This window comes from Pontibacillus litoralis JSM 072002, assembly GCF_000775615.1.
In the GTDB taxonomy this organism is placed as follows: Bacteria; Bacillota; Bacilli; order Bacillales; family BH030062; genus Pontibacillus; species Pontibacillus litoralis.
In genome coordinates this window covers 16227-40994 of the sequence record NZ_AVPG01000002.1, presented here as the reverse complement: position 1 = coordinate 40994, position 24768 = coordinate 16227, and the positions used below count along the sequence as shown (strand labels likewise).

23 protein-coding genes are annotated in these 24768 nt (G+C 38.8%); all 23 read left to right on the top strand.

Going from position 1 to position 24768, the window contains the following annotated elements; all coding sequences use genetic code 11:
* The first annotated feature begins 16 nt into the window (after positions 1-16).
* The gene (asd, locus tag N784_RS02495) at positions 17-1072 is read left to right on the top strand and encodes an aspartate-semialdehyde dehydrogenase (RefSeq protein ID WP_036832281.1); all 1056 of its coding nucleotides are present in this window, start codon (positions 17-19) and stop codon (positions 1070-1072) included.
* A 22-nt stretch (positions 1073-1094) separates the two neighbouring features.
* Positions 1095-2315: an aspartate kinase gene (dapG, locus tag N784_RS02490; protein ID WP_036831864.1), complete on the top strand. Its 1221-nt coding sequence runs from the start codon at positions 1095-1097 to the stop codon at positions 2313-2315.
* A gap of 23 nt (positions 2316-2338) precedes the next feature.
* Positions 2339-3202, top strand: a complete 864-nt coding sequence (gene dapA, locus N784_RS02485) for a 4-hydroxy-tetrahydrodipicolinate synthase (protein ID WP_036831862.1) — start codon at positions 2339-2341, stop codon at positions 3200-3202.
* 95 nt (positions 3203-3297) lie between these two features.
* On the top strand, positions 3298-4047 hold the full coding sequence (locus N784_RS02480) for a ClpP family protease (protein WP_036832279.1): 750 nt from the start codon (positions 3298-3300) through the stop codon (positions 4045-4047).
* The gene (locus N784_RS02475) at positions 4044-4268 is read left to right on the top strand and encodes a YlzJ-like family protein (protein WP_036831860.1); all 225 of its coding nucleotides are present in this window, start codon (positions 4044-4046) and stop codon (positions 4266-4268) included. The genes N784_RS02480 and N784_RS02475 overlap by 4 nt, the downstream gene beginning before the upstream one ends.
* A gap of 95 nt (positions 4269-4363) precedes the next feature.
* The gene (locus tag N784_RS02470) at positions 4364-6706 is read left to right on the top strand and encodes an FtsK/SpoIIIE family DNA translocase (RefSeq protein ID WP_036831859.1); all 2343 of its coding nucleotides are present in this window, start codon (positions 4364-4366) and stop codon (positions 6704-6706) included.
* A gap of 343 nt (positions 6707-7049) precedes the next feature.
* Positions 7050-7775 carry a GntR family transcriptional regulator gene (locus N784_RS02465; RefSeq protein WP_036831857.1) on the top strand — a complete coding sequence of 242 codons (726 nt, stop codon included), beginning with the start codon at positions 7050-7052 and terminating at the stop codon, positions 7773-7775.
* Positions 7776-7869: 94 nt separating this feature from the next.
* The gene (locus tag N784_RS02460) at positions 7870-8976 is read left to right on the top strand and encodes a BMP family lipoprotein (RefSeq protein WP_036832277.1); all 1107 of its coding nucleotides are present in this window, start codon (positions 7870-7872) and stop codon (positions 8974-8976) included.
* A gap of 195 nt (positions 8977-9171) precedes the next feature.
* Complete coding sequence (locus N784_RS02455; protein WP_036831855.1) at positions 9172-10695, top strand: ABC transporter ATP-binding protein; 1524 nt, start codon at positions 9172-9174, stop codon at positions 10693-10695.
* Positions 10695-11735: an ABC transporter permease gene (locus tag N784_RS02450; RefSeq protein WP_036831852.1), complete on the top strand. Its 1041-nt coding sequence runs from the start codon at positions 10695-10697 to the stop codon at positions 11733-11735. The genes N784_RS02455 and N784_RS02450 overlap by 1 nt, the downstream gene beginning before the upstream one ends.
* Positions 11736-12707 carry an ABC transporter permease gene (locus N784_RS02445; protein WP_036831850.1) on the top strand — a complete coding sequence of 324 codons (972 nt, stop codon included), beginning with the start codon at positions 11736-11738 and terminating at the stop codon, positions 12705-12707.
* A gap of 210 nt (positions 12708-12917) precedes the next feature.
* Positions 12918-14210 (top strand): EF-P 5-aminopentanol modification-associated protein YfmF, encoded by a 1293-nt coding sequence (gene yfmF / locus N784_RS02440; RefSeq protein ID WP_036831849.1) that lies wholly within the window; start codon positions 12918-12920, stop codon positions 14208-14210.
* Positions 14203-15492 (top strand): EF-P 5-aminopentanol modification-associated protein YfmH, encoded by a 1290-nt coding sequence (gene yfmH / locus N784_RS02435; RefSeq protein ID WP_036831846.1) that lies wholly within the window; start codon positions 14203-14205, stop codon positions 15490-15492. The genes yfmF and yfmH overlap by 8 nt, the downstream gene beginning before the upstream one ends.
* 8 nt (positions 15493-15500) lie before the next feature.
* Positions 15501-16223: an elongation factor P 5-aminopentanone reductase gene (gene ymfI, locus N784_RS02430; RefSeq protein WP_036831843.1), complete on the top strand. Its 723-nt coding sequence runs from the start codon at positions 15501-15503 to the stop codon at positions 16221-16223.
* Between the two features lie 87 nt (positions 16224-16310).
* Entirely contained in the window at positions 16311-16568 is a 258-nt protein-coding gene (locus tag N784_RS02425; protein WP_036831840.1) for a DUF3243 domain-containing protein, read from the top strand.
* A gap of 222 nt (positions 16569-16790) precedes the next feature.
* Positions 16791-17582, top strand: a complete 792-nt coding sequence (locus tag N784_RS02420; RefSeq protein ID WP_036831836.1) for a YmfK family protein — start codon at positions 16791-16793, stop codon at positions 17580-17582.
* A gap of 19 nt (positions 17583-17601) precedes the next feature.
* Positions 17602-18528 (top strand): helix-turn-helix domain-containing protein, encoded by a 927-nt coding sequence (locus tag N784_RS02415; RefSeq protein ID WP_036831833.1) that lies wholly within the window; start codon positions 17602-17604, stop codon positions 18526-18528.
* Positions 18529-18609: 81 nt separating this feature from the next.
* Complete coding sequence (gene pgsA / locus N784_RS02410) at positions 18610-19188, top strand: CDP-diacylglycerol--glycerol-3-phosphate 3-phosphatidyltransferase (protein ID WP_036831831.1); 579 nt, start codon at positions 18610-18612, stop codon at positions 19186-19188.
* Complete coding sequence (locus N784_RS02405) at positions 19188-20429, top strand: competence/damage-inducible protein A (RefSeq protein ID WP_036831829.1); 1242 nt, start codon at positions 19188-19190, stop codon at positions 20427-20429. Before pgsA ends, N784_RS02405 begins: the two co-directional genes overlap by 1 nt.
* A gap of 168 nt (positions 20430-20597) precedes the next feature.
* The gene (recA, locus tag N784_RS02400) at positions 20598-21647 is read left to right on the top strand and encodes a recombinase RecA (RefSeq protein ID WP_036831827.1); all 1050 of its coding nucleotides are present in this window, start codon (positions 20598-20600) and stop codon (positions 21645-21647) included.
* A 232-nt stretch (positions 21648-21879) separates the two neighbouring features.
* Positions 21880-23439: a ribonuclease Y gene (rny, locus tag N784_RS02395; RefSeq protein ID WP_036831824.1), complete on the top strand. Its 1560-nt coding sequence runs from the start codon at positions 21880-21882 to the stop codon at positions 23437-23439.
* Between the two features lie 123 nt (positions 23440-23562).
* Positions 23563-24360 carry a TIGR00282 family metallophosphoesterase gene (locus tag N784_RS02390; RefSeq protein WP_036831822.1) on the top strand — a complete coding sequence of 266 codons (798 nt, stop codon included), beginning with the start codon at positions 23563-23565 and terminating at the stop codon, positions 24358-24360.
* Positions 24361-24473: 113 nt separating this feature from the next.
* Positions 24474-24734 (top strand): stage V sporulation protein S, encoded by a 261-nt coding sequence (locus N784_RS02385; protein ID WP_036831820.1) that lies wholly within the window; start codon positions 24474-24476, stop codon positions 24732-24734.
* The last annotated feature ends 34 nt before the right edge of the window (positions 24735-24768 follow it).

Below are 24768 nucleotides of genomic sequence, written 5' to 3'. Positions count from 1 at the left end.
AGAAGGGAGAAACAAAATGGCTGAACAAATGAAATATCATATAGCAATTGTCGGAGCAACCGGAGCAGTCGGACAAAAAATGCTAGAAACGTTAGAAGAGCGCAATGTACCAATGGCATCATTAACGCTTTTATCTTCTAAACGTTCAGCAGGCAAGAAAGTACCATTTAAAGGAGAAGAATTAACGGTTCAAGAAGCGACCCCGCATAGCTTTGAAGGAATTGATATAGCACTATTCTCCGCAGGTGGTTCAATCTCCAAACAATTAGCACCTGAAGCGGTGAAACGTGGCGCTGTAGTCGTTGATAATACGAGTGCTTTTCGAATGGATCCAAGCGTCCCATTAGTCGTTCCAGAAGTGAATGAAGATGACATTCAGCACCATCAAGGAATTATCGCGAATCCAAACTGTTCAACGATTCAAATGGTAGCAGCATTAGAGCCGATTCGTAAGCAATTTGGTCTTAAACGTATCATCGTTTCTACTTATCAAGCTGTATCAGGTGCTGGAAATGTAGCGAATGATGAACTTTCTGAACAAACACAGGCATTTTTAAACGGAGATGATCATTCACCGGAAGTCTTACCTGTAAAAGGAGACCAGCATCATTATCCGATTGCCTTTAATGCACTTCCACAAATTGATTTATTCCAAGATAACGGTTATACGTTAGAGGAAATGAAAATGATAAACGAAACAAAGAAAATCATGCATGCTGATGAACTACAGGTTGCTGCTACGTGTGTGAGGCTGCCAATTTTCACTTCCCATGCAGAAAGTGTATACGTTGAAGTGGATCATGATGATTGTAGTGTAGAGGCAATCCAACAGCAGTTAGTAGATGCACCAGGTATTACACTAGAAGATGATCCGGCTAATCAAGTGTATCCTACACCGCTAAATGCTGCGAATAAACGTGATGTTTTTGTCGGACGTATTCGCAAAGATTTAGATCATTCAAATGGTTTCCACTTATGGATTGTATCGGATAATCTACTTAAAGGTGCAGCATGGAACTCTGTCCAAATAGCAGAGAGTATCATTAAGCACAAATGGTTCACAAAGAAATAAAGAAAAGCAATGAGGTGTCAGCATGAAAATACTGGTACAAAAATTTGGCGGAACTTCTGTACGTGATGAAGAAGGGCGCAAACAAGCTATATTTCATGTGAAAAATGCTGTGAAGGAAGGGTATAAAGTAGTAATCGTTGTATCTGCTATGGGGCGTAAAGGCGACCCCTATGCAACAGATACACTGCTGAACCTTATACAGTTTCCTCAACACCACGTGTCTAAACGAGAAGAAGATTTACTCACTTCCTGTGGGGAAGTGATTTCTTCTGTTGTTTTTTCCAACGCATTACGTGAAGCTGGTATTACCGCTCAAGCGTTAACAGGAGCACAAGCAGGATTTGTAACGAATGATGATTTTACTCAAGCAAAAATAAAGGAAATGAACCCTGAACGTATTGTACAAGAGTTAGACCAAGCGGACGCTGTAGTTGTTGCAGGCTTTCAAGGTCAAACCTCTTCCGGCGAGACGACCACTATTGGGCGCGGCGGAAGTGATACATCAGCAGCAGCTTTAGGAGCAGCATTAGAATCTGAATACATTGATATATTTACAGATGTAGATGGAATTATGACAGCCGATCCACGGTTAGTGGAAACAGCTAGACCTCTTGAAGTAATGACCTATAATGAGATTGTCAACCTTGCTTATCAAGGGGCAAAGGTTGTTCATCCCCGAGCTGTAGAAATTGCTATGCAAGCAAAAGTACCGATTCGAGTACGATCCACGTATTCGAACGATTATGGTACGCTTGTGACGACAACTACAAGTGAAGGGAAAGGGAAGGATATTCCAGATCGCCCTGTCACAGGTATTGCCCATATGTCCGGTATTACACAATTGAAAGTTCAAGCGAAAGATGAAGCATATCAACTCCAAACAGATGTATTTAAGTCAATGGCGGAAGCAGGTATATCCGTCGACTTTATCAACATTTCTCCTAAAGGTGTTGTGTACACAATTCCAGGAGCATTTACTGAAAAAGCTCGTGATATATTAGTGAAACAAGGTTATCAACCCGAAATCACACAAAATTGTGCCAAAGTATCCACTGTAGGAGCAGGAATTACAGGTGTGCCAGGAATTGCTGCGAAAATCGTTTCAACTCTTACTCAATCAGGAGTACAGATTCTCCAATCAGCAGATAGTCACACGACGATATGGGTGTTAATTAAAGATGAGGATTTAGTTAAAGCGGTCAATGGCTTGCACAAAGTATTCGGGCTGGATATAGGAGATTAATGGGATGAAAGGAGAAGGCGTAAATGAAATTTGGTAAGATAGTAACGGCAATGGTAACCCCTTTTGATAATAAAGGAAATTTAGATTTAGATAAAACGACGAAGCTTGTTGAATATTTAATCAACAATGGAACAGAGGGGCTTGTCGTAAATGGAACGACAGGAGAATCGCCAACACTTACAACAGAGGAAAAAGTAGCGTTGTGTAAACACGTAGTAGAAGTAGTGAATAAACGTGTTCCTGTCATCGTAGGTACAGGTAGTAATAATACCCACACATCTATTGAATTGACAAATAGGGTAGCGAAATTGGGAGTAGATGGAATCATGCTCGTTGCCCCCTATTACAACAAACCAACACAAGAAGGGCTCTATCAGCATTTCTCTACTATCGCTAAATCAACATCTCTTCCTGTAATGATTTATAACATACCAGGACGCTCTGTCGTTAACATTGATGTTGATACGATTGTTCGCCTTGCTCAAATAGAGAATATCGTATCCGTGAAAGAGGCTTCTGGAGACCTTGATGCAATGACAGAAATACTTGCTCAAACGGACGATACGTTTTCAGTTTATACAGGGGAGGATAGTTTGACTCTTCCTTCTTACGCCATTGGAGCAACTGGTGTTGTATCTGTTGCTGCTCATGTAATTGGGAAGGAAATGAGTCGTATGCTACAAGCAGTAGATGATGGCAACATACAACAAGCAGCGAAATTGCATCAACAGCTTCTTCCTGTGATGCATGGCTGTTTCATGGCCCCTTCCCCTTCTCCAGTAAAAACGGCACTACAATTAAAAGGGATGGATGTTGGAGGAGTGAGATTACCACTACTTCCATTAACAGCTGAACAACGAAATAAATTATATGAATTATTATCTTAAATTTAAAGCTTCCTTCTATGTTGAGGGAAGCTTTTTGTATGTGTTCTTTAGCTTTTGCTCATACTACGAATAAAGTCGGAAAGGAGCCAAATGCTATGACGAACCAAGAAGAATCTCCAAATCCAGAGGAGCAAGAGCCGGAACAAGAAAAAGAGCAGCAATCTAAAGCACTTTTGCAGAAAATCCAACAGTTAGGGCAAAGTCAAGTTGCTCAAGCACCAGATAGCAATATTCATATATTACCTATTATTGGTCAAATAGAGGGCCATGTTCAACTACCACCAAAAAACAAAACGACGAAGTATGAGCATTTAATTCCCCAACTTATTGCAATTGAACAAAACCCTAAAATTGAAGGGGTAATTGTGTTATTAAACACAGTTGGTGGGGATGTCGAAGCAGGGTTAGCGATATCAGAAATGATTGCGACGTTATCGAAGCCAAGTGTATCCATTGTCCTTGGAGGAGGTCACTCTATCGGTGTGCCGATTTCTGTAGCGACTGATTACTCTTATATCGTCGAAACAGCGACAATGACTATTCACCCTGTACGGATGAGCGGATTAGTAATAGGTGTTCCGCAAACATTTGAGTATATGGAGAAAATGCAAGAAAGAGTCATTAACTTTGTTACCAATCATTCGAATATTAGTGAGGATAAGTTTAAAGAGTTGATGTTTGATAAAGGAAATTTAACGAGAGATATTGGTACGAATGTCGTTGGAGAGGATGCAGTGAAATATGGTCTCATTAATGAGATAGGTGGAATTAGTCAAGCAATGATGAAACTAAATGAACTCATTCAACAACAAAAAGGATATTCTGACGAGAAGGTGATGCAATGATTCATTATACACCATTAAGTGAGCATGATATTTTCGAAGATGATCCTACACAATATGACCAGCATAAAATCGTCCATGTTCGTGGGAAGTCGGTAAAAGTACAACAACTTGAGGATGGATCTTATCAAGTTGTTCATTTACTCTCTACAAATCCACAACATTATTTGGATCAACACTGTATGCCCGGTACAATTCTTAAGCAACAAGATTTTCGTGACTGAAGATGTATTTATCCCGCTACACTCTATGCTATAATAGAAAAGGAAAAGCAGCCCTTTTATTTGGCTGCTTTCTGTTATAGAAGTGAGGTGAGTTCATGGCGAGAAATAAAAAACAACCAAGAAAACGAAAGAAAAAACAACCTAAAATGAAAGACCAAGTTCGATTTGAATTAGTTGGTCTTCTTCTTGTTTTTCTAGCTGTTTTCGGGAGTGGAGCTAGTGCGATAGCAGGTGGTTTTATTCCAAACACACTAGTACATATATTTCAATTCTTTTTCGGTGTATGGTATTTTTTGGTTTCTGTATTTCTGTTTATCGTAGGTATTTATTTAATGATTAAACGTAAATGGCCGTTATTTTTACATAAACGTTTTGTCGGTCTATACATTATGGTAACCGCACTAATATTATTAACACATATTATTAGTTTTGAAGATATATTAAAAGGAAACTTAGAGCCATCCATCATTCGGACAACGTGGAATCATTATGGAGCGTATTTGGCTGGCGACCTTCCCTCTACACATATCGGAGGAGGGATGGTTGGAGGAGCATTATTTGCCTTTACGTATTACTTATTTGCTCCAACTGGGGCTAAAATTGTTGCTGTCTTTTTATTTATCGTAGGATTACTATTTCTAACAGAGATTTCCTTAGGTGATTTGCTTCAACGTGTGCTTCGAAGAGGGAAAGTATTCTGGCAAGATCAATGGTCGATGTTGCAAAAGCAGAAGCAAGAATGGAAAGAAAAGAAAGCCGAGCAAAGACAACAAAAAGAAATCGAAGTCGTTGAATCTCAAGATGAAACTTCTTTGCCAATGGAAGCGTCACAAGGGTCGGAACCAATCATTCAAGATTTTACGGCTATTGCATACGGTGATTCCGCTACTAAACGTTCTCATCACGAAAAGAAGCCAGAGGAATCGACAAGCGAGGAAGCAAATGGCTCTAGTGATGAACTAGATGACGGTATGGCTCCATCTTTACCGTTAACAGAAGTGGAAAATGTGGAGTATGAATTGCCGTCTTTGGATTTGCTTGCTGAACCGGTGCATAATGCCCAACATCAAGAACGCTCTAAAATCCAAGCTACTGTGAAGAAATTAGAACAGACGTTTCATAGTTTTGGTGTGAAGGCAAAGGTCACGAAAGTCCATGTAGGGCCATCTGTTACGAAGTATGAGGTATATCCAGACGTTGGCGTAAAAGTAAGTAAAATTGTTAATTTGCATGATGATATAGCCCTTGCGTTAGCTGCTAAAGATATCCGCATTGAAGCACCAATTCCTGGGAAGTCTGCAGTCGGTATTGAAGTGCCTAACCAGGAAGTTGCTACCGTTTCCTTGCGGGAAGTCATCGAATCGCATACGTCGCATTCGAAGTCAAAATTATTGTTCGGATTAGGTAGAGATATTGGTGGGGGATCTGTCGTATCGGAGTTAAATAAAATGCCTCACCTGCTTGTAGCTGGTGCAACAGGGAGTGGTAAAAGTGTGTGCATTAATGGCATTATTACGAGCATTCTGATGCGGGCTAAACCACATGAAGTGAAAATGATGATGATTGATCCTAAAAAGGTTGAATTGAATGTGTACAATGGTATTCCACATTTGCTAACACCTGTTGTCACAGATCCGAAAAAAGCCTCCCGTGCGTTAAAGAAGGTCGTTGATGAAATGGAACGGCGTTATGATTTGTTCTCAGATACAAGTACGAGGAACATAGAAGGCTACAATGAACATATTCGTAAATACAATGTACATGTAAGTGAAGAGGAGCAGCAGCCACAATTACCGTATATTGTTGTATTAGTGGATGAGCTTGCTGATTTAATGATGGTTGCCTCAAATGATGTGGAGGATGCGATTACACGTCTTGCACAAATGGCAAGAGCAGCCGGCATTCATTTAATCATTGCTACTCAGCGCCCTTCGGTGGATGTCATTACTGGTGTGATTAAAGCGAATATTCCTTCACGTATTGCATTTAGTGTATCTTCTGCTACGGATTCTAGAACCATTTTAGATACTGGTGGAGCGGAGAAGTTATTAGGTCGTGGTGATATGCTCTTTATTCCAGTAGGTTCCTCTAAACCAGCACGTGTACAAGGTGCGTTTTTATCTGATGAAGAAGTGGAGCGGGTTGTTAACCATTGTATCGAACAACAACAAGTACAATACCAAGAAGAAATGGCTCCATCTGAAGAAGTAGAAACGAAGCAAGAAGTAGATGATGAATTGTTTGATGATGCTGTTCAGCTCGTTGTTGAAATGCAAAGTGCAAGTGTATCCATGTTACAAAGAAGGTTCCGCATTGGGTATACAAGAGCAGCGCGCTTAATTGATGCAATGGAAGATCGTAATATTGTAGGACCTTATGGAGGTAGTAAGCCTCGAGATGTACTTATTTCCAAGCAAAGTGAAGAACAAACATCTTAAATAGAGTTGGAAGATTAGCCTTTATACAGTTCGTTGTATAAAGGCTTTTCCTTTTGTATGTGTCATCACCTATTTTTTCGAATAGATCTATTCAACTTTTAATAAGAGTATTGGAATTTTAAAATAGATTTACATAGAAAATTAACAAATTTTTTACATGAATAACATTGACAAGTTCATAAATATCACATTTTTTTAACTATTTAAACTTAAAAGCGTTTCAACATAATTAGCCGAAATTCTATTTATTTCTTCATGTAATCGTGATATAGTATGTTCAAATAAGATGAGTCAAACATCAGATGTCCGATTTCATACGTTTAACAAGTAGGGGGAGAGCTTTATGAGTATAAAGACAGATTCAAGGCATTTATACCTGCAAGTCATTGATCAGTTAAAGAAAGATATTGAAGCTGGTACATATAAAGAGAAAGAGAAGCTTCCTTCTGAGTTTGAACTGTCAAAGTTGTTAGGGATTTCTCGCGCTACATTAAGAGAGGCGTTGCGTATTCTTGAAGAAGAGAATGTAGTCACGAGAAAACATGGTGTTGGGACATTTGTGAATGCAAAACCGGTTTTCTCTTCAGGTATCGAGCAATTATTTAGTGTCACTGAAATGATTGAGCGTGCGGGAATGAAACCAGGTAGTACATATTTATCCACCGAAATTATAGAGCCAACAGAAGATGATCGTAAGCAATTTCATCCGAGAGGTATTGAAGAATTAGCGCAAATTGAACGAGTGCGAAGTGCTGACGGACAACCGGTTGTTTATTGTGTTGATAAATTGCCAAAGGAATTAGCACCATTGCAATCGTTGCACCAAGATGATTCATTTTTTCAATTATTAGAAGATTATAGTGAGAAGGCTATTAGTTATGCTGTAACGTTTATTGAACCTCTAAGTAACCAAGAACGTATCGCATCAATTCTGGACTGTGATCAGGAACAGTCATTGTTATTACTAAAACAAATGCACTATACAGAAGAAGATGAACCAGTGCTATACTCTTGTAATTATTTTAGAGCAGATTTATTCGGTTTCCACGTTTTACGGAAACGTGTGTAACCGTTTTTATACATTGGAGGAGGTGATGAGTGACACATCATTGAAACAGTTCTTGTGTGAAATCCAATTTAATTAAAATTAGGGGGTCTTGATGTTGAAACAACGTAAATTTATGCTTCTGTTTGTCTTGTTATTATCTGTTGGTATGGTACTAGCTGCTTGTGGAGGTAGTACAAATGAAGAAGAAAATGCAGGCAATGATGCAGAAGGCGAAGAGAAAAGCGGCGATGATTTTAGTGCAGCAATGGTAACAGATGTTGGTGGGGTGGATGATAAATCATTTAACCAATCTTCTTGGGAAGGATTGAAAGCATTTGGTGAAGAGCACGGCCTAGAGAAAGGCAAAGCTGGTTTTGACTATGCGCAATCTGAATCAGAAGCTGATTATTTAAGTAACTTAAATCGTTTAGTGAAAGATGACTTTAATTTAATTTTCGGTATTGGTTATAAGCTTTCTGATGCTATTAAAGAAGTAGCTTCCCGTTATGAGGATACGAACTTCGCTATTGTGGACTCTGTTGTAGAAGGTGACAACATAGCAAGTATTACATTTAAAGAGCATCAAGGATCATTCTTAGTAGGTGTAGCAGCTGCGTTAAAAACAGAAACGGATAAAGTAGGTTTTGTTGGAGCTACAGAAAGTGAGTTAATCGAGAAGTTTGAAGCTGGCTTTACAGCAGGTGCCAAATCGGTTAACAAAGATATTGATGTCCAAGTTCAATACGCTGGTGGATTCGATAAAGCAGACAAAGGAAAATTAATTGCAAGTAATATGTACGAACAAGGTGTAGATGTTATTTATCATGCAGCTGGAGCTACAGGAAATGGTGTGTTTGCTCAGGCGAAAGACATTAAGAAAAACAATCCAGAAGATAACGTTTGGGTAATCGGTGTGGACCGTGACCAATATGAAGAAGGTCAAATTGGCGAAGATAACGTTACGCTAACTTCTATGGTTAAACGTGTTGACGTTGCGGTACAAGATTTATCCAATAAAGCGAAAGAAGGTAACTTCCCTGGTGGCGAACTATTAGAATATGGCTTACAAGATGAAGCTATTTCTGTTGCGGATACGAATGAAGAAGCGTATACAGAAGATATCGCCAAAGAAGTGGAAGCGTGGAAAGAGAAAATTGTGAATGGTGATGTGGAAGTACCAAAGACAAGAGATGAACTTAAAAAGTTTGTAGAATCTCTATAAGATATGTAAAAAGGCTAGTTCTGCTAGCCTTTTTATAAGGTTAAAGAACATTCAAACTATCATTTATGACGGAAAATCATTGAATGAAAGGGTATGAAATAGGTGTCCCCTTTTCATTTGTTGATTTTAAGAACGATTTTCTTTTTTTGCGAAATCACAAACCTTGAATTAAGGGAAGCGAGGAGTGAGTATCAAGTGGATTATGTAATTGAAATGCTAAATATTCGTAAAGAATTTCCTGGAATTGTAGCGAATAACAATGTTAATTTACAAGTAAAGCCTGGTGAAATACATGCATTATTAGGGGAAAATGGTGCTGGTAAATCCACACTTATGAATGTTTTGTTTGGTTTATATCAGCCAGAACAAGGTGAGATAAAAGTAAAAGGGGAAACGGTTAATATAACAAACCCGAACGTAGCGAATGAACTTGGTATCGGCATGGTGCACCAACATTTTATGCTTGTAGATACTTTCACTGTTACAGAGAATATTATCTTAGGAATGGAACCAACAAAAAAAGGTACCGTAAACGTTGCAAAGGCAGAGAAAGAAGTAAAGGAAATCTCGGAGCGGTACGGTCTTAAAGTGGATCCAAGCGCTAAGATTCAGGATATTTCTGTTGGCATGCAACAACGTGTAGAAATTTTGAAAACGTTGTATCGTGGTGCTGATATTTTAATTTTTGATGAACCGACAGCTGTACTTACTCCACAAGAGATCAGTGAATTAATGGATATAATGGGGACGTTAGTAAAAGAAGGCAAATCTATTATACTAATTACGCATAAACTGAAGGAAATTATGGAAGTTTGTGACAGGTGTACGGTTATTCGTAAAGGAGAAGGTATTGGTACGGTTAACGTAGCTGACACGTCCACAAATGAATTAGCGTCTTTAATGGTAGGACGTGAAGTAAGTTTTGAAACGGAAAAGCGACCAGCAGAACCGAAAGATGATGTGCTCACCATACAAAATCTTCAAGTAAAAGATGCTCGTCAAATTAATATGGTAAAAGGGCTCAATCTTCAAGTGCGAGCGGGTGAGATTGTCGGAATAGCTGGTGTAGATGGCAATGGCCAAAGCGAATTAATTGAAGCTATTGCTGGATTACGAAACGTAGAAAGCGGTTCTATCACGTTAAATGGAAAAGAGATTACCAATTTATCACCTCGTAAAGTGACCGAATCAGGTGTAGCGCATATCCCGCAAGATCGACACAAATACGGATTAGTATTAGATTTTCCTATTGGAGAGAATATGGTTTTACAAACATATTACCAACAACCATACTCGAAAAAAGGCGTATTGCGTTATAAAGAGATTTATAAAAAAGCAAAAAGTTTAATAGAAGAATTTGATGTACGTACTCCTAATGAATATACGCTTGCACGTTCGTTATCAGGTGGTAACCAACAAAAAGCGATTATTGGAAGAGAATTAGATCGTTCACCAGATTTACTTATTGCTGCTCAGCCGACAAGAGGTTTAGATGTGGGAGCAATTGAATTTATCCATCAACGCCTAATTGAAGCTAGAGATAGTGGGAAAGCAGTGTTGCTATTATCATTTGAACTAGATGAAATTATGAATGTAAGTGATCGAATTGCAGTGATGTTTGATGGCCAAGTCGTTGCGAATGTCCTTCCACATGAGACTACAGAGCAAGAACTTGGGTTATTAATGGCTGGTAGTAAACGGAAAGTGGGTGAGCAATAATGGAATCGAACCGTCTTTACAACCTATTAGTACCGATTATTTCTGTATTACTAGGGTTATTATTTGGTGCGATAATTATGCTTCTGTTTGGTTACAATCCGATTACTGGATATGTTGCCTTGTGGAATGGAGCCTTTGGAGATTTATATTTTGCTGGGGAAACGATTGTGAAAGTGACACCATATATTTTATCTGGTTTAGCGGTTGCTTTTGCGTTTCGTACTGGTTTGTTTAATATTGGAGTAGAAGGTCAGGTTTTTGTAGGGTGGCTTGCTTCTGTTTGGGTAGGTACTGCTTTACAATTACCGATGATCATTCACTTACCATTAGCTATTTTAGCAGCAGCAGTTGCGGGTGGCTTGTGGGGATTTGTTCCTGGTTTTTTAAAGGCGAAATTCGGAGTCCATGAAGTAATTGTATCTATTATGATGAATTATATTGCACTTTATACGTGTAATGCTATTATTCGAAATGTATTAACAGATAGTGCTGATAAAACGGATAGAATTGCCGAGACAGCATCCTTATCGTCTCCTTGGTTAACAGAATTAACGTTTTCACGACTGCATTACGGGATTCTCATTGCATTACTAGGAGCTTTTCTTATGTGGTTTATTCTAGAGAAGACGACAAAAGGGTATGAATTACGCTCTGTAGGCTTTAACCAACATGCCTCGCAATATGCTGGTATGAATGTAAAGAGTAATATTGTACTAAGCTTTATCATTTCTGGTGGATTTGCAGGTGTAGCTGGAGCTATGCAAGGGTTAGGGACTTTCCAATTCATGTCTGTTCATTCTGGCTTTACTAACATCGGATTTGATGGAATTGCGGTTGCATTATTAGGCGGAAATACAGCGATTGGTTCTGTGCTTGCTGCATTTTTATTCGGAACCTTGAAAGTAGGGGCGTTAAACATGCCTTCTGCAGGAGTTCCAGAAGAGCTAGTAGACATTGTGGTTGCATTAATTATATTCTTCGTTGCATCAGGATATATCATTCGTTGGGTATTAAACCGTATGCAAAAGGAGGGGAAATAAATGAGCATTATTGACATTTTGCAATCGATTATTCCTGCAGCTATTTTCTTCGCGGCCCCTCTTATTTTTACGGCACTTGGTGGTGTATTTAGTGAGCGTTCAGGAGTCGTTAATATTGGTCTAGAAGGTTTGATGGTTATGGGAGCGTTTGTGGCTGTCGTGACGAACTTATCGTTAGCGAGTACAATGCAGGAACTTAATTTAGCTAGTTTAACCCCATGGATTTCAATTATGGTTGCAATGGTTGTATCGGCCATCTTCTCACTTGTTCATGCTGTCGCGTCTATTTCATTCCGGGCAGATCAAGTAGTAAGTGGTGTTGCTATTAACTTTTTAGCTTTAGGTGTTTCGCTGTTTTTAGTGAAGCAATGGTATGATAAAGGGCAGACAGATATGGTCCAGCAACCATTTTATACGACAGATATATGGCTTCTAAGTGACATTCCTATTATTGGACCTATGTTCTTTTCTGGTTATATAACATCTTATGTAGCTATCTTATTAGCTTTTGTTGTTTGGTTTGTATTATATAAAACGCCATTTGGTTTGCGGTTGCGCTCGGTTGGAGAACATCCTATGGCGGCGGACACGAACGGTATTCATGTAACGAAAATGCGTTATATCGGTGTCGTGCTTTCTGGAGCTTTAGGTGGATTAGGTGGAGCAGTGTATGCGTTGACTATTGCACTGAATTTCTCTCATGCTACAATTAGTGGTCAAGGTTTTATGGCGTTAGCTGCGATGATTTTCGGAAAGTGGCATCCTCTTGGCGCAATGGGGGCAGCTTTATTCTTTGGTTTTGCCCAAAGTTTAAGTGTTGTGAGTGCTAGCATTCCATTACTTGAAAACGTCCCACAAGTATATTTATTAATTGCACCATATGTGTTAACGATTTTAGCGTTAGCAGGGTTTATCGGAAGAGCAGATGCACCAAAAGCATTAGGCACACCTTATATCAAAGGAAGTCGTTAATAAACAAGAAGCTTCAAGAGTATTCCTCTTGGAGCTTTTTTAAATATTATCGGGTAAAAAAAGAATTTCTGTGTAAAGACAGCCAATTGTTATATTCGCATTCATGGTGTAAATGCGATAAAATCAAAGAATGTACGACGGAATGTGGATAGCTTTTTAAGGAATAAGAAATGCTAGAAGCAAAAGTATGATGTATAAGGAGGAAATTACATGACACGAATAGTAGAAAAACGAATCGATGGGCAAGGTTATCATCTACATATGATCCCAAGTGAAAAATATAAAACGAATACGCTTGTCATTAAGTTTAGAGCCCCGATAACGAGAGAGGCTATTACCAACCGAGCACTATTACCTTACGTATTGCAGCAAGCAACGACGAAATATCCTACAGCAAGGTCGCTACGAACGGCTTTAGATGAGCTATATGGTGCGGTTTTAAGTGTAGATGCTTCGAAAAAAGGAGAACATCATGTTGTGACGTTTCGGATGGAAATTGCAAATGATGCGTTAATCTCCAAGCAAACGAACTTACTGAAAGAGGGAGTTCGCATGCTTCATGAAATCATTTTTCAACCTAAAGTGGATAATGGTGGGATGGATGAGGCCATTATTGAAAGAGAGAAACAAACATTAAAGCAAAAAATAAGAGCACTTCGTGATGATAAAATGAGCTACGCGAACACGAGATTGTTAGATGAGATGTGTGCAGATGAACCGTATCGTTTGCATGTACATGGCTATGAAGAAGATTTGCCACATGTGAATGGACGATCGCTCTATGAATATTATCAATCGATGCTCGAGCAAGATATACTCGATATTTACTTGTTAGGTGACTTCGATGAACAGGAAGTGCAAACGTTGGTTCAATCTTGTTTTGCTCGGAAGTCAAGAGCAGCGACACAATACGATCTTGATGTAAAGAAAAAGGCACCTTCAGAACCGAAAGAAATCATAGAACGCCAAAATGTGCAACAAGGTAAGTTGCATTTAGGCTATCGTACGAATATATTGTTTGGCGATGAAGATTATTATGCGTTGCAAGTATTTAACGGTTTATTCGGTGGCTTTCCTTCCTCGAAATTATTTATGAACGTGAGAGAGAAACATAGCCTAGCTTACTATGCTGCTTCTCGATTCGAAAGTCATAAAGGCCTCTTGTTAGTATTCAGTGGTATCGACCCAAAAGATTACCAACAAGCGCATGACATTATATTGAAACAAATGGAAGCGATGAAACGAGGACAGTTTACAACCGAGCAATTAGAAGAAACGAAGAACTTAATTGTGAATCAACTATTAGAGACGATTGATCATCAGCATGGTTTGATTGAAGTGTTATACCATCAAGTTTTATCTGATGTTGATACGACTCCAGAACAAACAATTGAGCAGATAAAAAAGGTTACAACAGATGAAGTAGTTCAAGTAGCGAATAAGATAGCTTTAGACACTACGTACTTCCTAACAAGCGAAGAGGGGGAAGATGCAAATGCATAAAACGTATTATGATCAAATTCAAGAAACGATGTATTCAAAGACGCTTGATAATGGATTGCAAGTCTTCTTATTACCAAAGCAACAAATGGCAAAAACGTTCTCTGTATTTACGACAGAATATGGATCCATTGATCAATCGTTTACACCGATAGGTCAAGATAATTTTGTAACAGTACCAGAAGGGATTGCCCACTTTCTTGAGCATAAATTGTTTGAAAAGGAAGATCGTGATGTGTTTCAAGACTTTACGAAGCAAGGGGCTTCAGCGAACGCATTTACCTCTTTTAATAGTACGGCTTATTTATTTTCCGGAACGAGTAATATAAAGGAAAACGTGAAGACGCTACTCGATTTTGTTCAGGACCCATACTTTTCTAATCAGTCTGTTGAAAAAGAGAAAGGAATCATAGCGCAAGAAATTAGAATGTATGACGACCAACCTGATTGGCGCGCATTCTTTGGGACTATTCAAAGTCTGTATCACCATCACCCAGTTCAAGTAGATATAGCAGGTACGGTTGATTCTATTCAACCTATTACGAAAGAGGATTTATATACGTGTTACCATACGTTTTACCATCCATCGAATATGTCCTTTTTTATGGCAGGTAATTTTGATGCAGAAGAAATGATGGGGTTCATTGAAGCAAACCAGCAAGCAAAGACGTTCCCTGCTCCTGAACCGATTCGTCGTCATTACCCGAACGAACCTCATTCGGTGGCAGAACCTCATAAATTGATTAAGATGCCTGTATCAACAGCTAAATGTATGATTGGTATTAAAGAAGATATGAATCACATAAAAGGGCGTAACGCATTGCAATTGGAAATGATTAAAAGTATGGTTTTAGATCACTTTTTCTCAAAGAGTGGTGCTTTCTATGAAGAACTTTATCAAGCGGGGTTAGTTGATGATAGTTTCTCTTATGAAAGTCATTTAGATAAAACATTTGGCTTCACTATCATTGGTGGAAATACGCGTGACCCGCAAAAGTTTCAACAGCGTGTGAAGAAAATGCTTCATGAATTAAAGGAACGTTCGATATCAGATGAAGAGTTTGAACGGATGAAGAAAAAACGGATTGGGCAGTTTTTACGTTCAATGAATTCGTTAGAGTATATTGCAACAACGTTTGTACAGTACCATCATTTAGGTGTTGATTTGTTTCAAGCGTTGCCAACAATTGAATCATTAACGAAAGAAGAAGTGCTCAATCATTTACAAGCGTGGATTCACGAGGATCGTATTGCTGTTTGTGAAATACAACCAGAAGAAGGATAACGAACAATATGAAAAAAGTATGCTTAATTGTCGGTGCAAGTGGAGATATCGGTCAAGCGATTGCTTATTCATTTGCACAGCAAGGTTATAACTTAATACTTCATTATTATAGTAATGAAGCAAGGGTGAAGCACATCGCTGCCCAATTGGAAGATGATCAAGTATTGCAAACGATTCAAGCCAACCTTTCTACGTCAGAAGGAGCAAAAGAGCTCTGTGCATGCCTTGATTTTCATGTGGATGCGGTTGTTTTTGCAAGTGGCAAAAGTATGGTGAAGCTGTTTCAAGATGTTACCGAGGATGAAATGGATAAAATGTATCATATTCATGTCAAGGCACCTTGGATTATTACGCAACATGTTTTGCCAGCGATGATTCAACGACGGTCTGGAACTATTTTACTTATCTCATCCATATGGGGAGAGATAGGAGCTAGTTGTGAAGTAATCTATTCAGCTGTCAAGGGTGCACAAGATAGTTTCGTTAAAGCGTTAGCTAAGGAAGTGGCTTTGTCTAATGTACGGGTGAACGGCATACGCCCAGGGTATATTGATACGAAAATGAATCATGTTTTTCATGAAGATGAAAAACAAATGTTGTTAGAAGCAATTCCAGCAGGACGTTTCGGTACACCGCAAGAAGTCGCAGATCTTGCAGTATTTTTAGCTTCGCCTCAGGCAGCGTATATTCAAGGTCAAATGTTGAACATTAATGGAGCATGGAGTGGTTAAGAGGGATTTCTTCTTTTGGTGCATAAAAGCTTATGAATCATCAAATGATATGCATGTAAGCTTTGATTGCATAAGGAGGAGTAATACATGTCTGTACTAGATAATTTTGATACGTGGAAAGATTTTCTTGGTGATCGTTTGAATCAAGCTCAACAAGAAGGTTTGAGCGAGCGCGCGGTCTCGGAACTCGCTTATGAGATTGGAGATTATTTAGCAAAACAAGTAGAAGTTAAAAATGATCAAGAAGCAGTATTACGAGAACTGTGGAATGTAGCATCTGAAGAAGAGCAACACACTATCGCTAATATGATGGTGAAATTAGTAAAAAGTGAAGGGTCAATGTAGAAACAGGGGGAGACATTCCCCTTGTTTTTTACATGTTTAGATGTTTAGATTTAAGGTAATGACATAACAGAGTGTATGAAATTATTGTAGAAATACTATCATTCCTTTAATAATAACCTTTTATAAAAGTATAAAATCATTTATTATAATAGTATGTATATATGAAATTCCTAACAGTTCTTTTTTTTTGTTAAGAATCCTTGTTGAGAAAGGGGTTGTGATATGGAAAGAAAGGAATGGTACTTCGAATATGAAATTCAGCATAACCGCCCAGGGTTGTTAGGCGATATTTCTTCTTTACTAGGTATGCTTTCCATTAATATTGTCACGATTAACGGTGTAGAAGATTCAAGAAGAGGTATGCTGTTATTGTGTAAAAATGATGAACAAATAAATCGATTGAAATCCATACTAGAAACCATGGAAACAATAAGCATAACAAAGTTTAGACGTCCAAAACTTAGGGATCGTCTAGCGGTTCGTCATGGACGGTATATACATAGTGATATCGATGATAAAAAGACGTTTCGCTTCGTTCGAGAAGACCTTGGTTTGTTGGTGGATTTCATGGCAGAACTATATAAAAAAGACGGTCACAAACTTATCGGAATTCGAGGAATGCCTCGAGTAGGAAAAACAGAATCGATTGTAGCAGCAAGCGTATCTGCTAATAAACGTTGGCTCTTTGTATCCAGTACGTTATTAAAGCAAACGATTCGAAATCAATTAATTAAGGAAGAAATCTCAACGGATAATTTATATATTATTGATGGGGTTGTCTCAACGAAGCGGGCTAATGAGCGACATTGGGAATTAGTGCGTGAAATAATGCGAATACCGGCAACGAAAGTAGTGGAGCACCCCGACATGTTTGTACGTGCAACAGAATATGAATTAGAAGATTTTGACTATATTATTGAGTTACGTAATACTCATGACGAAGAAATAACATATGAATCAGTTGACAAGCCACAATTTGAACAAAATGATGGCTTTTCCATGTTTGATTTTTAAAATGGAAGGTGTTTATAAAATGGAGATAGGATCTCGATTAAAAGAAGCAAGGGAAGCTAAAAAATTATCCCTTGAAGACGTGCAGCAAGAAACGAAAATTCAAATCAGATATTTACAAGCAATTGAACAAGGTGATTTCGGAATAATGCCTGGGAAATTTTACACGCGTGCATTTATTAAACAATATGCAGAAGCAGTAGGGCTAGATCCGGAAGAATTATTTGAGCAGCACCAAAATGAAATACCTAGTGCATCAGATGATGAATATATTCAATATACGCGTGTCCAAAGACATAAGGAACAATCATCGGATAAGAATTCGATGTGGATGACGATAATTCCAAAAGGGATTATCGCGTTATTGCTTATTGGTATTGTTGTAGTAGCTTACGTTTTCCTTATTCAATCAGGAGGAGATGACGGTAATCATAACGCAGTAGACAGTTCTAAAGCAGGTAATGAAGTAACGTATGAGAAGAACCCTGATACGAACGCAAATAGTGCACCACCTGAACAAGATAAAGAAGATCAAGCTGATAAAGAGGAAGACGAGGAAGAAAAACAAAAGGCTGAAGAGGAAAAAGAGGAAGAAAAGCCAAAAGAGCAGTTAAACTTAGTGGAGAAAGGTTCTGGTACGCGCCCATCTCATGCGTTTGAGTTAGAGAGCCCAGAACAACTTAAATTAGAGTTTGAAGCAACGAATGCTGACAATCCTGAAAGTTATTTAGAAGTAAGAGATGGAAGCGGAAAGGTATACTTTAGTACGATTCTCAATAAAGATAATTCTCCTCAACAATTTGATTTAACTGGTGAAGAGCAAATTGATATTACTATAGGTAGGTCATATCAACTGGATATGAAGATTAACGGAGAAAAAGTAAAATACCCTGTTGATCCAAATGAACGAGATGTACAAGAATTCCACATTACAGTGAAAGACGAATAACAAGGCGGGAGGAGTCATCTGTCGATAGGTGACTCTTTTCTCGTCATATGTATTGCAACTACAGATGGAGGATGTAAATATATGAATATACCAAACCGTATTACGTTATCAAGAATATGCTTAATTCCAATTATTGTTGTGCTTTTATCTATTCCGTTTGATTGGGGAACGATTTCTATTGGAGAAGGAATTTTACCTGTATCTCATTTAGTTGCCGCTATTTTATTTATAATTGCTTCTACTACGGATTGGATTGATGGTTATTACGCTAGAAAACATAACTTAGTAACGAATCTTGGAAAGTTTCTAGACCCATTAGCAGATAAATTACTAGTGTCAGCAGCTTTCATTGCACTAGTTGAATTAGAATTAGCTCCTGCATGGATTGTAACACTAATTATAAGTAGAGAGTTTGCGGTGACAGGGCTTCGTCTAGTTGCAGCTGGCGAAGGAATCGTGCTTGCTGCTAGCCAAATGGGGAAGTTGAAAACATGGATACAAATCATTGCTATTTCTGCTTTGTTGCTGCATAACTATCCATTTTCCTATATACCATTCCCTTTCGCAACGATTGCGCTCTATGCGGCGATGATTATAACGGTTGTTTCAGGAGTCGAGTACTTTGTGAAAAATTGGCACGTTATGAAGGAGTCTAAATAATGAGTAATCAAGTGAAAGCTGAAATACTATCTGTTGGTACGGAATTGTTGTTAGGCCAAATAGCGAATACTAATGCCAAGTGGTTGTCTGCGAGGTTAGCGCAAATGGGCGTTCATATGTACTATCATGGTGTGGTAGGGGACAATGAAATTCGGTTAAGAGAACAATTTTTCCAGGCTAAACAACGTTCCGACTTAGTTATCGTCACTGGTGGATTAGGACCAACTGATGATGATTTAACGAGAGAGGTAGCGTCTGAAGTAATTGGTGCATCTATTCTTGAAGATGAAGAAGCCTTAAAGCGTATCCAAGCCGTTTTTGCTCATCGACCGATGACACCAAATAATCGGAAGCAAGCAAGAATATTACAAGGTTCTACCATTCTACCTAATGATGTTGGGTTAGCCCCCGGGTTTGTTTTAACGAAAGAGGGAACAACGTGGATCTTCTTGCCAGGTGTTCCGAGGGAAATGAAAGCGATTATGGAGCAACATGGATTTGACTACATTCAATCTCGTTTTGCAATCTCTAGTACTATTTACTCCAAAATGCTTAAGTTTGTCGGGATTGGAGAATCACAATTAGAGCATGATGTACACGAATTGATACAAAAGCAAACCAATCCAACAATTGCTCCGCTTGCTTCTGAAGGAGAAGTGGCATTGCGTTTAACCGCCAAGGCTTTTAGTGAACAAGAGGCTAAAGCACTCATTTCTGAAAGTGAACGTATGATTATGCAGCGAGTGGGCTCTTTTTGTTATGGTGCAGATGGGGACACAATTGAACATAAAGTATTTCAATTATTACAAGCATCTGGGGAGCAAATTGCTGCGGCAGAAAGCTTAACAGGTGGGCAGTTTATGAATCAACTCATTTCAATCCCGGGTGCTTCTGCTATATGTAGCGGTGGAATCGTGTGTTACACAGCTTCTGTTAAAGAACACGTATTAAATGTACCGAAGTTACTAATTGAGCAGTATGGAACAGTAAGTGAAGCGTGCGCAATCGAGCTAGCTGTGCAAGTTGCCCGTAAACTCCATTCTTCCATTGGCATTAGTTTTACAGGGGTTGCAGGCCCAAGTGAACTTGAAGGACAATCGGTTGGGACTGTTTATATAGGGATATACCATGCAGGTAAGCAACCATATGCAAAGAAATTTCACTTTCATGGTGATAGAGAAGCGGTTCGCCAACGTAGCGTTAAGAAAGGGTTTGAACTTTTATATCATTATTTGAAATGATTTTTTAGCACTCACGAGTAGGTGAAAAATCGATTTTATCTGTACAATTTTTAAAAAATACAGTATGATTGCATTATGAAAAATAGCGAACATTCATTCGTGTTTTTGTTGGCAAATGGAACAAAACAAGTTATGATATATATAGTTGATATTCAAGGAGGAGAAAATGTGAGTGATCGTAAACAAGCGCTGGATATGGCGCTACGTCAAATAGAAAAGCAGTTCGGTAAAGGCTCTATTATGAAATTGGGGGAACAAGCGAATAAGAAGATAAGTACGGTTCCTAGTGGTTCATTAGCGTTAGATGTTGCTCTTGGTGTAGGTGGCTATCCACGTGGACGAATTGTGGAGATTTATGGACCGGAATCTTCTGGTAAAACAACAGTAGCCCTTCACGCCATTGCAGAAGCACAGCGTCAAGGTGGGCAAGCTGCATTCATCGATGCTGAGCATGCGTTAGATCCAACTTATGCACGCGCCTTAGGGGTTAACATCGAAGAATTATTACTATCGCAGCCTGATACAGGAGAACAAGCGTTAGAAATTGCAGAAGCTCTTGTACGTAGTGGTGCAGTAGATATGGTTGTAATTGATTCTGTAGCAGCATTAGTTCCTAAAGCGGAAATTGAAGGGGAAATGGGAGACTCGCACGTAGGTCTTCAAGCACGACTCATGTCACAAGCGCTTCGTAAACTAGGAGGAGCTATTAACAAATCAAACACTACCGCTATTTTCATTAACCAAATTCGTGAAAAAGTTGGTGTTATGTTTGGTAATCCTGAAACAACTCCAGGTGGTCGCGCCCTTAAGTTCTACTCTTCTGTTCGTCTAGAAGTTCGTCGAGCAGAGTCTTTAAAGCAAGGTAATGAAATGGTTGGGAACAAAACAAAAATTAAAGTCGTGAAAAATAAAGTCGCGCCTCCATTTAGACATGCAGAAGTGGATATTATGTATGGTGAAGGGATTTCTAGAGAAGGAGAACTTCTTGATATTGGAACCGATTTAGACATTGTCACGAAAAGTGGTTCTTGGTACTCGTATGATGGTGATCGTATGGGACAAGGTCGCGAAAATGCCAAGCAATTCTTGAAAGATAATGAAGAAATCTATCAAGAGGTTCACGATAAGATTCGTCAACACTATGGTATGTTTGAACAAAGTGAACAAAGCGAGCAAGTCAATGATAAAGAAGATGCTCAAAATACCCTTGATGTATAATAGTTAGACAAGTAGCCCCTTACCTTTTGAAATTGGTAAGGGGCTATATTTGTTGTTTCCTTGACAATAAGGTTGGGCAAGCTTAAAATTAATATGTATAATTTTCATTTTTCTTGAATAATATTTGAATATTTTATGACAGTGATACTTTTGCGAAAATGAAAATGAAACGTAAAGTACATGCCGACACACATGTATAGAAAGATTTGAATGGCAAAGAGGAGGTGAACGTATGGGGTTTATTGAATTCATCATCTTCATTTTGCTTACCATCGTCGGTATTGTTGTTGGTTATCTGATTCGGAAATCCATTGCAGAGGCGAAGATTTCAAGTGCTGAGGAATTGGCGAAACAAATTGTGGAAGAAGGTCACCGTAATGCGGAGGCTTCTAAGAAAGAAGCGTTGCTAGCGGCGAAAGAAGAAATGCATGTGTTTCGTCAAGAAGCTGAAAATGAAATGAAAGAACGACGTATAGAGCTTCAAAAGCAGGAAAGTCGTTTAGTGCAAAAAGAGGGAAATTTAGATCGTAAAGACGAAACGCTAGATAAGCGAGAGCTAATGCTAGAGAAAAAGGAAGAATCACTAACAGAAAAACAACAACAAATTGAAGAAACGGAAAGCAAAGTGGAGAATTTGAAAGTACAACAGCAATCCGAGCTTGAGCGTATATCTGGTTATACGACAGATCAAGCAAAGCAAGTCATTTTAGACCGTGTAAGCCAAGAGGTTGCTCATGAATCGGCGATACGGATTAAAGAAGCGGAAAATCGGGCTAAAGAAGAAGCTGATAAGAAAGCGAAGAACATTCTTTCCCTTGCTCTTCAGCGTTGTGCTGCAGATCATGTAGCAGAAACCACTGTTTCCGTAGTGAACTTACCTAATGATGAAATGAAAGGGCGTATTATTGGTCGAGAAGGGCGTAATATTAGAACCCTTGAAACATTAACAGGTATAGATTTGATCATCGATGATACGCCAGAAGCGGTTATTCTATCCGGTTTTGATCCGATTAGAAGAGAAATCGCCCGTATTGCACTAGAAAAACTAGTTCAAGATGGTCGAATTCATCCGGCTCGTATCGAAGAAATGGTCGAGAAATCTCGACGTGAAGTGGATGAGTATATTCGAGAAGTTGGTGAACAAACAACCTTTGAAGTTGGCGTTCACGGGTTACACCCAGATCTTGTGAAGATTTTAGGAAGATTGAAATATCGTACAAGTTATGGTCAAAATGTCTTAAAGCACTCCATGGAAGTTGCATACCTTTCTGGGTTACTTGCTGCTGAATTAGGAGAAGATGAAACCTTAGCTCGTCGCGCGGGATTACTGCATGACATTGGTAAAGCAGTTGACCATGAAGTAGAAGGTAGTCACGTTGAAATTGGGGTTGAATTAGCGAAGAAATATGGTGAAAACGATACGGTCGTTAACGCTATTGCTTCTCACCATGGTGATGAGGAAGCGACAACCATTATTTCTGTACTAGTTGCTGCTGCTGATGCATTATCAGCCGCTAGACCTGGTGCACGCAGTGAAACCCTTGAAAACTATATTAAGCGATTAGAGAAGCTAGAAGAGATTTCTGAATCATATGATGGCGTAGAGAAGTCCTTTGCGATTCAAGCTGGTCGAGAGGTTCGTATTATGGTAAAGCCAGAAGAAGTTGATGATTTGAAATCTGTTCAGTTAGCTCGTGATATACGAAATCGGATCGAGGGAGAACTGGATTATCCAGGTCATATAAAAGTGACAGTTGTCCGTGAAACGCGAGCAGTAGAATATGCCAAATAAAGCGATCCAAAGGGGTCGCTTTATTTATGCGAAGAAAAATTGTATACTTTGCATAAATGCTGGTAGAAAGATACAATAAGGCATGAGAATTTTACATTGTGGTAGAGAGGAATTTATATCAAAATGAGGATTTTATTTGTAGGAGATGTCGTTGGCTCTCCAGGTCGAGATATGGTTACAGAATATATGCCAAAGATTAAACAAAAGTACCATCCGAATTTAACCATCATTAACGGTGAGAATGCCGCATCAGGAAAAGGGATCACACAAAAAATTTATCAACAATTTATGGAATCGGGAGCGCAAGCCATAACATTAGGGAACCATGCTTGGGACAAAAGAGAAATATTTGATTTTATTGATGATGCAAACAACATGGTTCGTCCAGCGAATTTCCCTGAAGGTACACCTGGTAAAGGAATGTCATTTATGAAAGTGAATGATAGAGAAGTAGCGGTCATTAACTTACAGGGACGCACATTTATGTCGCCACTAGAAGACCCATTTAAAGTAGCAGATGAACTTATTGAAGAAGCAAAAAAAAGGACAAATATAATTTTTGTTGACTTCCATGCAGAAGCAACGTCCGAGAAACTAGCGCTTGCGTGGTATTTAAATGGGCGAGTTAGTGCGATTGTTGGGACGCATACTCATGTACAAACAGCCGATGAACGAATTCTTCCTAATGGCACAGCCTATATTACAGATGTGGGTATGACAGGGCCATATGATGAAATATTAGGTACAGATAAAGAAGCTGTCATCAAGAAATTCCAAACGAGCCTGCCAGTACGTTTTGAGATACCTAAAAAAGGAAGAACACAATTGAGTGCTTGTTTAATAGATATCGATAAGGAATCTGGCAGAGCGACTAGCGTGAAGCGCATTTTAATTAATGACGATCATCCTTTTCTTGACTAATTGTTTGTATTTTTCGAAATATTCATGCATAATGGTAGTGTGGGGAATAACTTCCAACTCCATGAATATAGTAGAAGAGGAACAATTATTAGGATATGAAGGAGGAACTAGTCATGGAAATATTGAAAGTGTCATCTAAATCTAACCCTAACTCAGTAGCAGGAGCCCTTGCGAATGTGCTAAGAGAACGTGGTTCAGCTGAAATTCAAGCAATTGGTGCGGGTGCTTTAAACCAAGCGGTAAAAGCGGTGGCTATTGCTCGAGGTTTTGTCGCTCCTAGTGGAGTTGATTTAATTTGTATTCCTGCCTTTACGGACATTTTGATTGACAACGAAGAACGTACAGCCATTAAATTAATTATTGAACCTAGATAATGTATGTATGATACCTGTTTGCCATCAAGCAAAC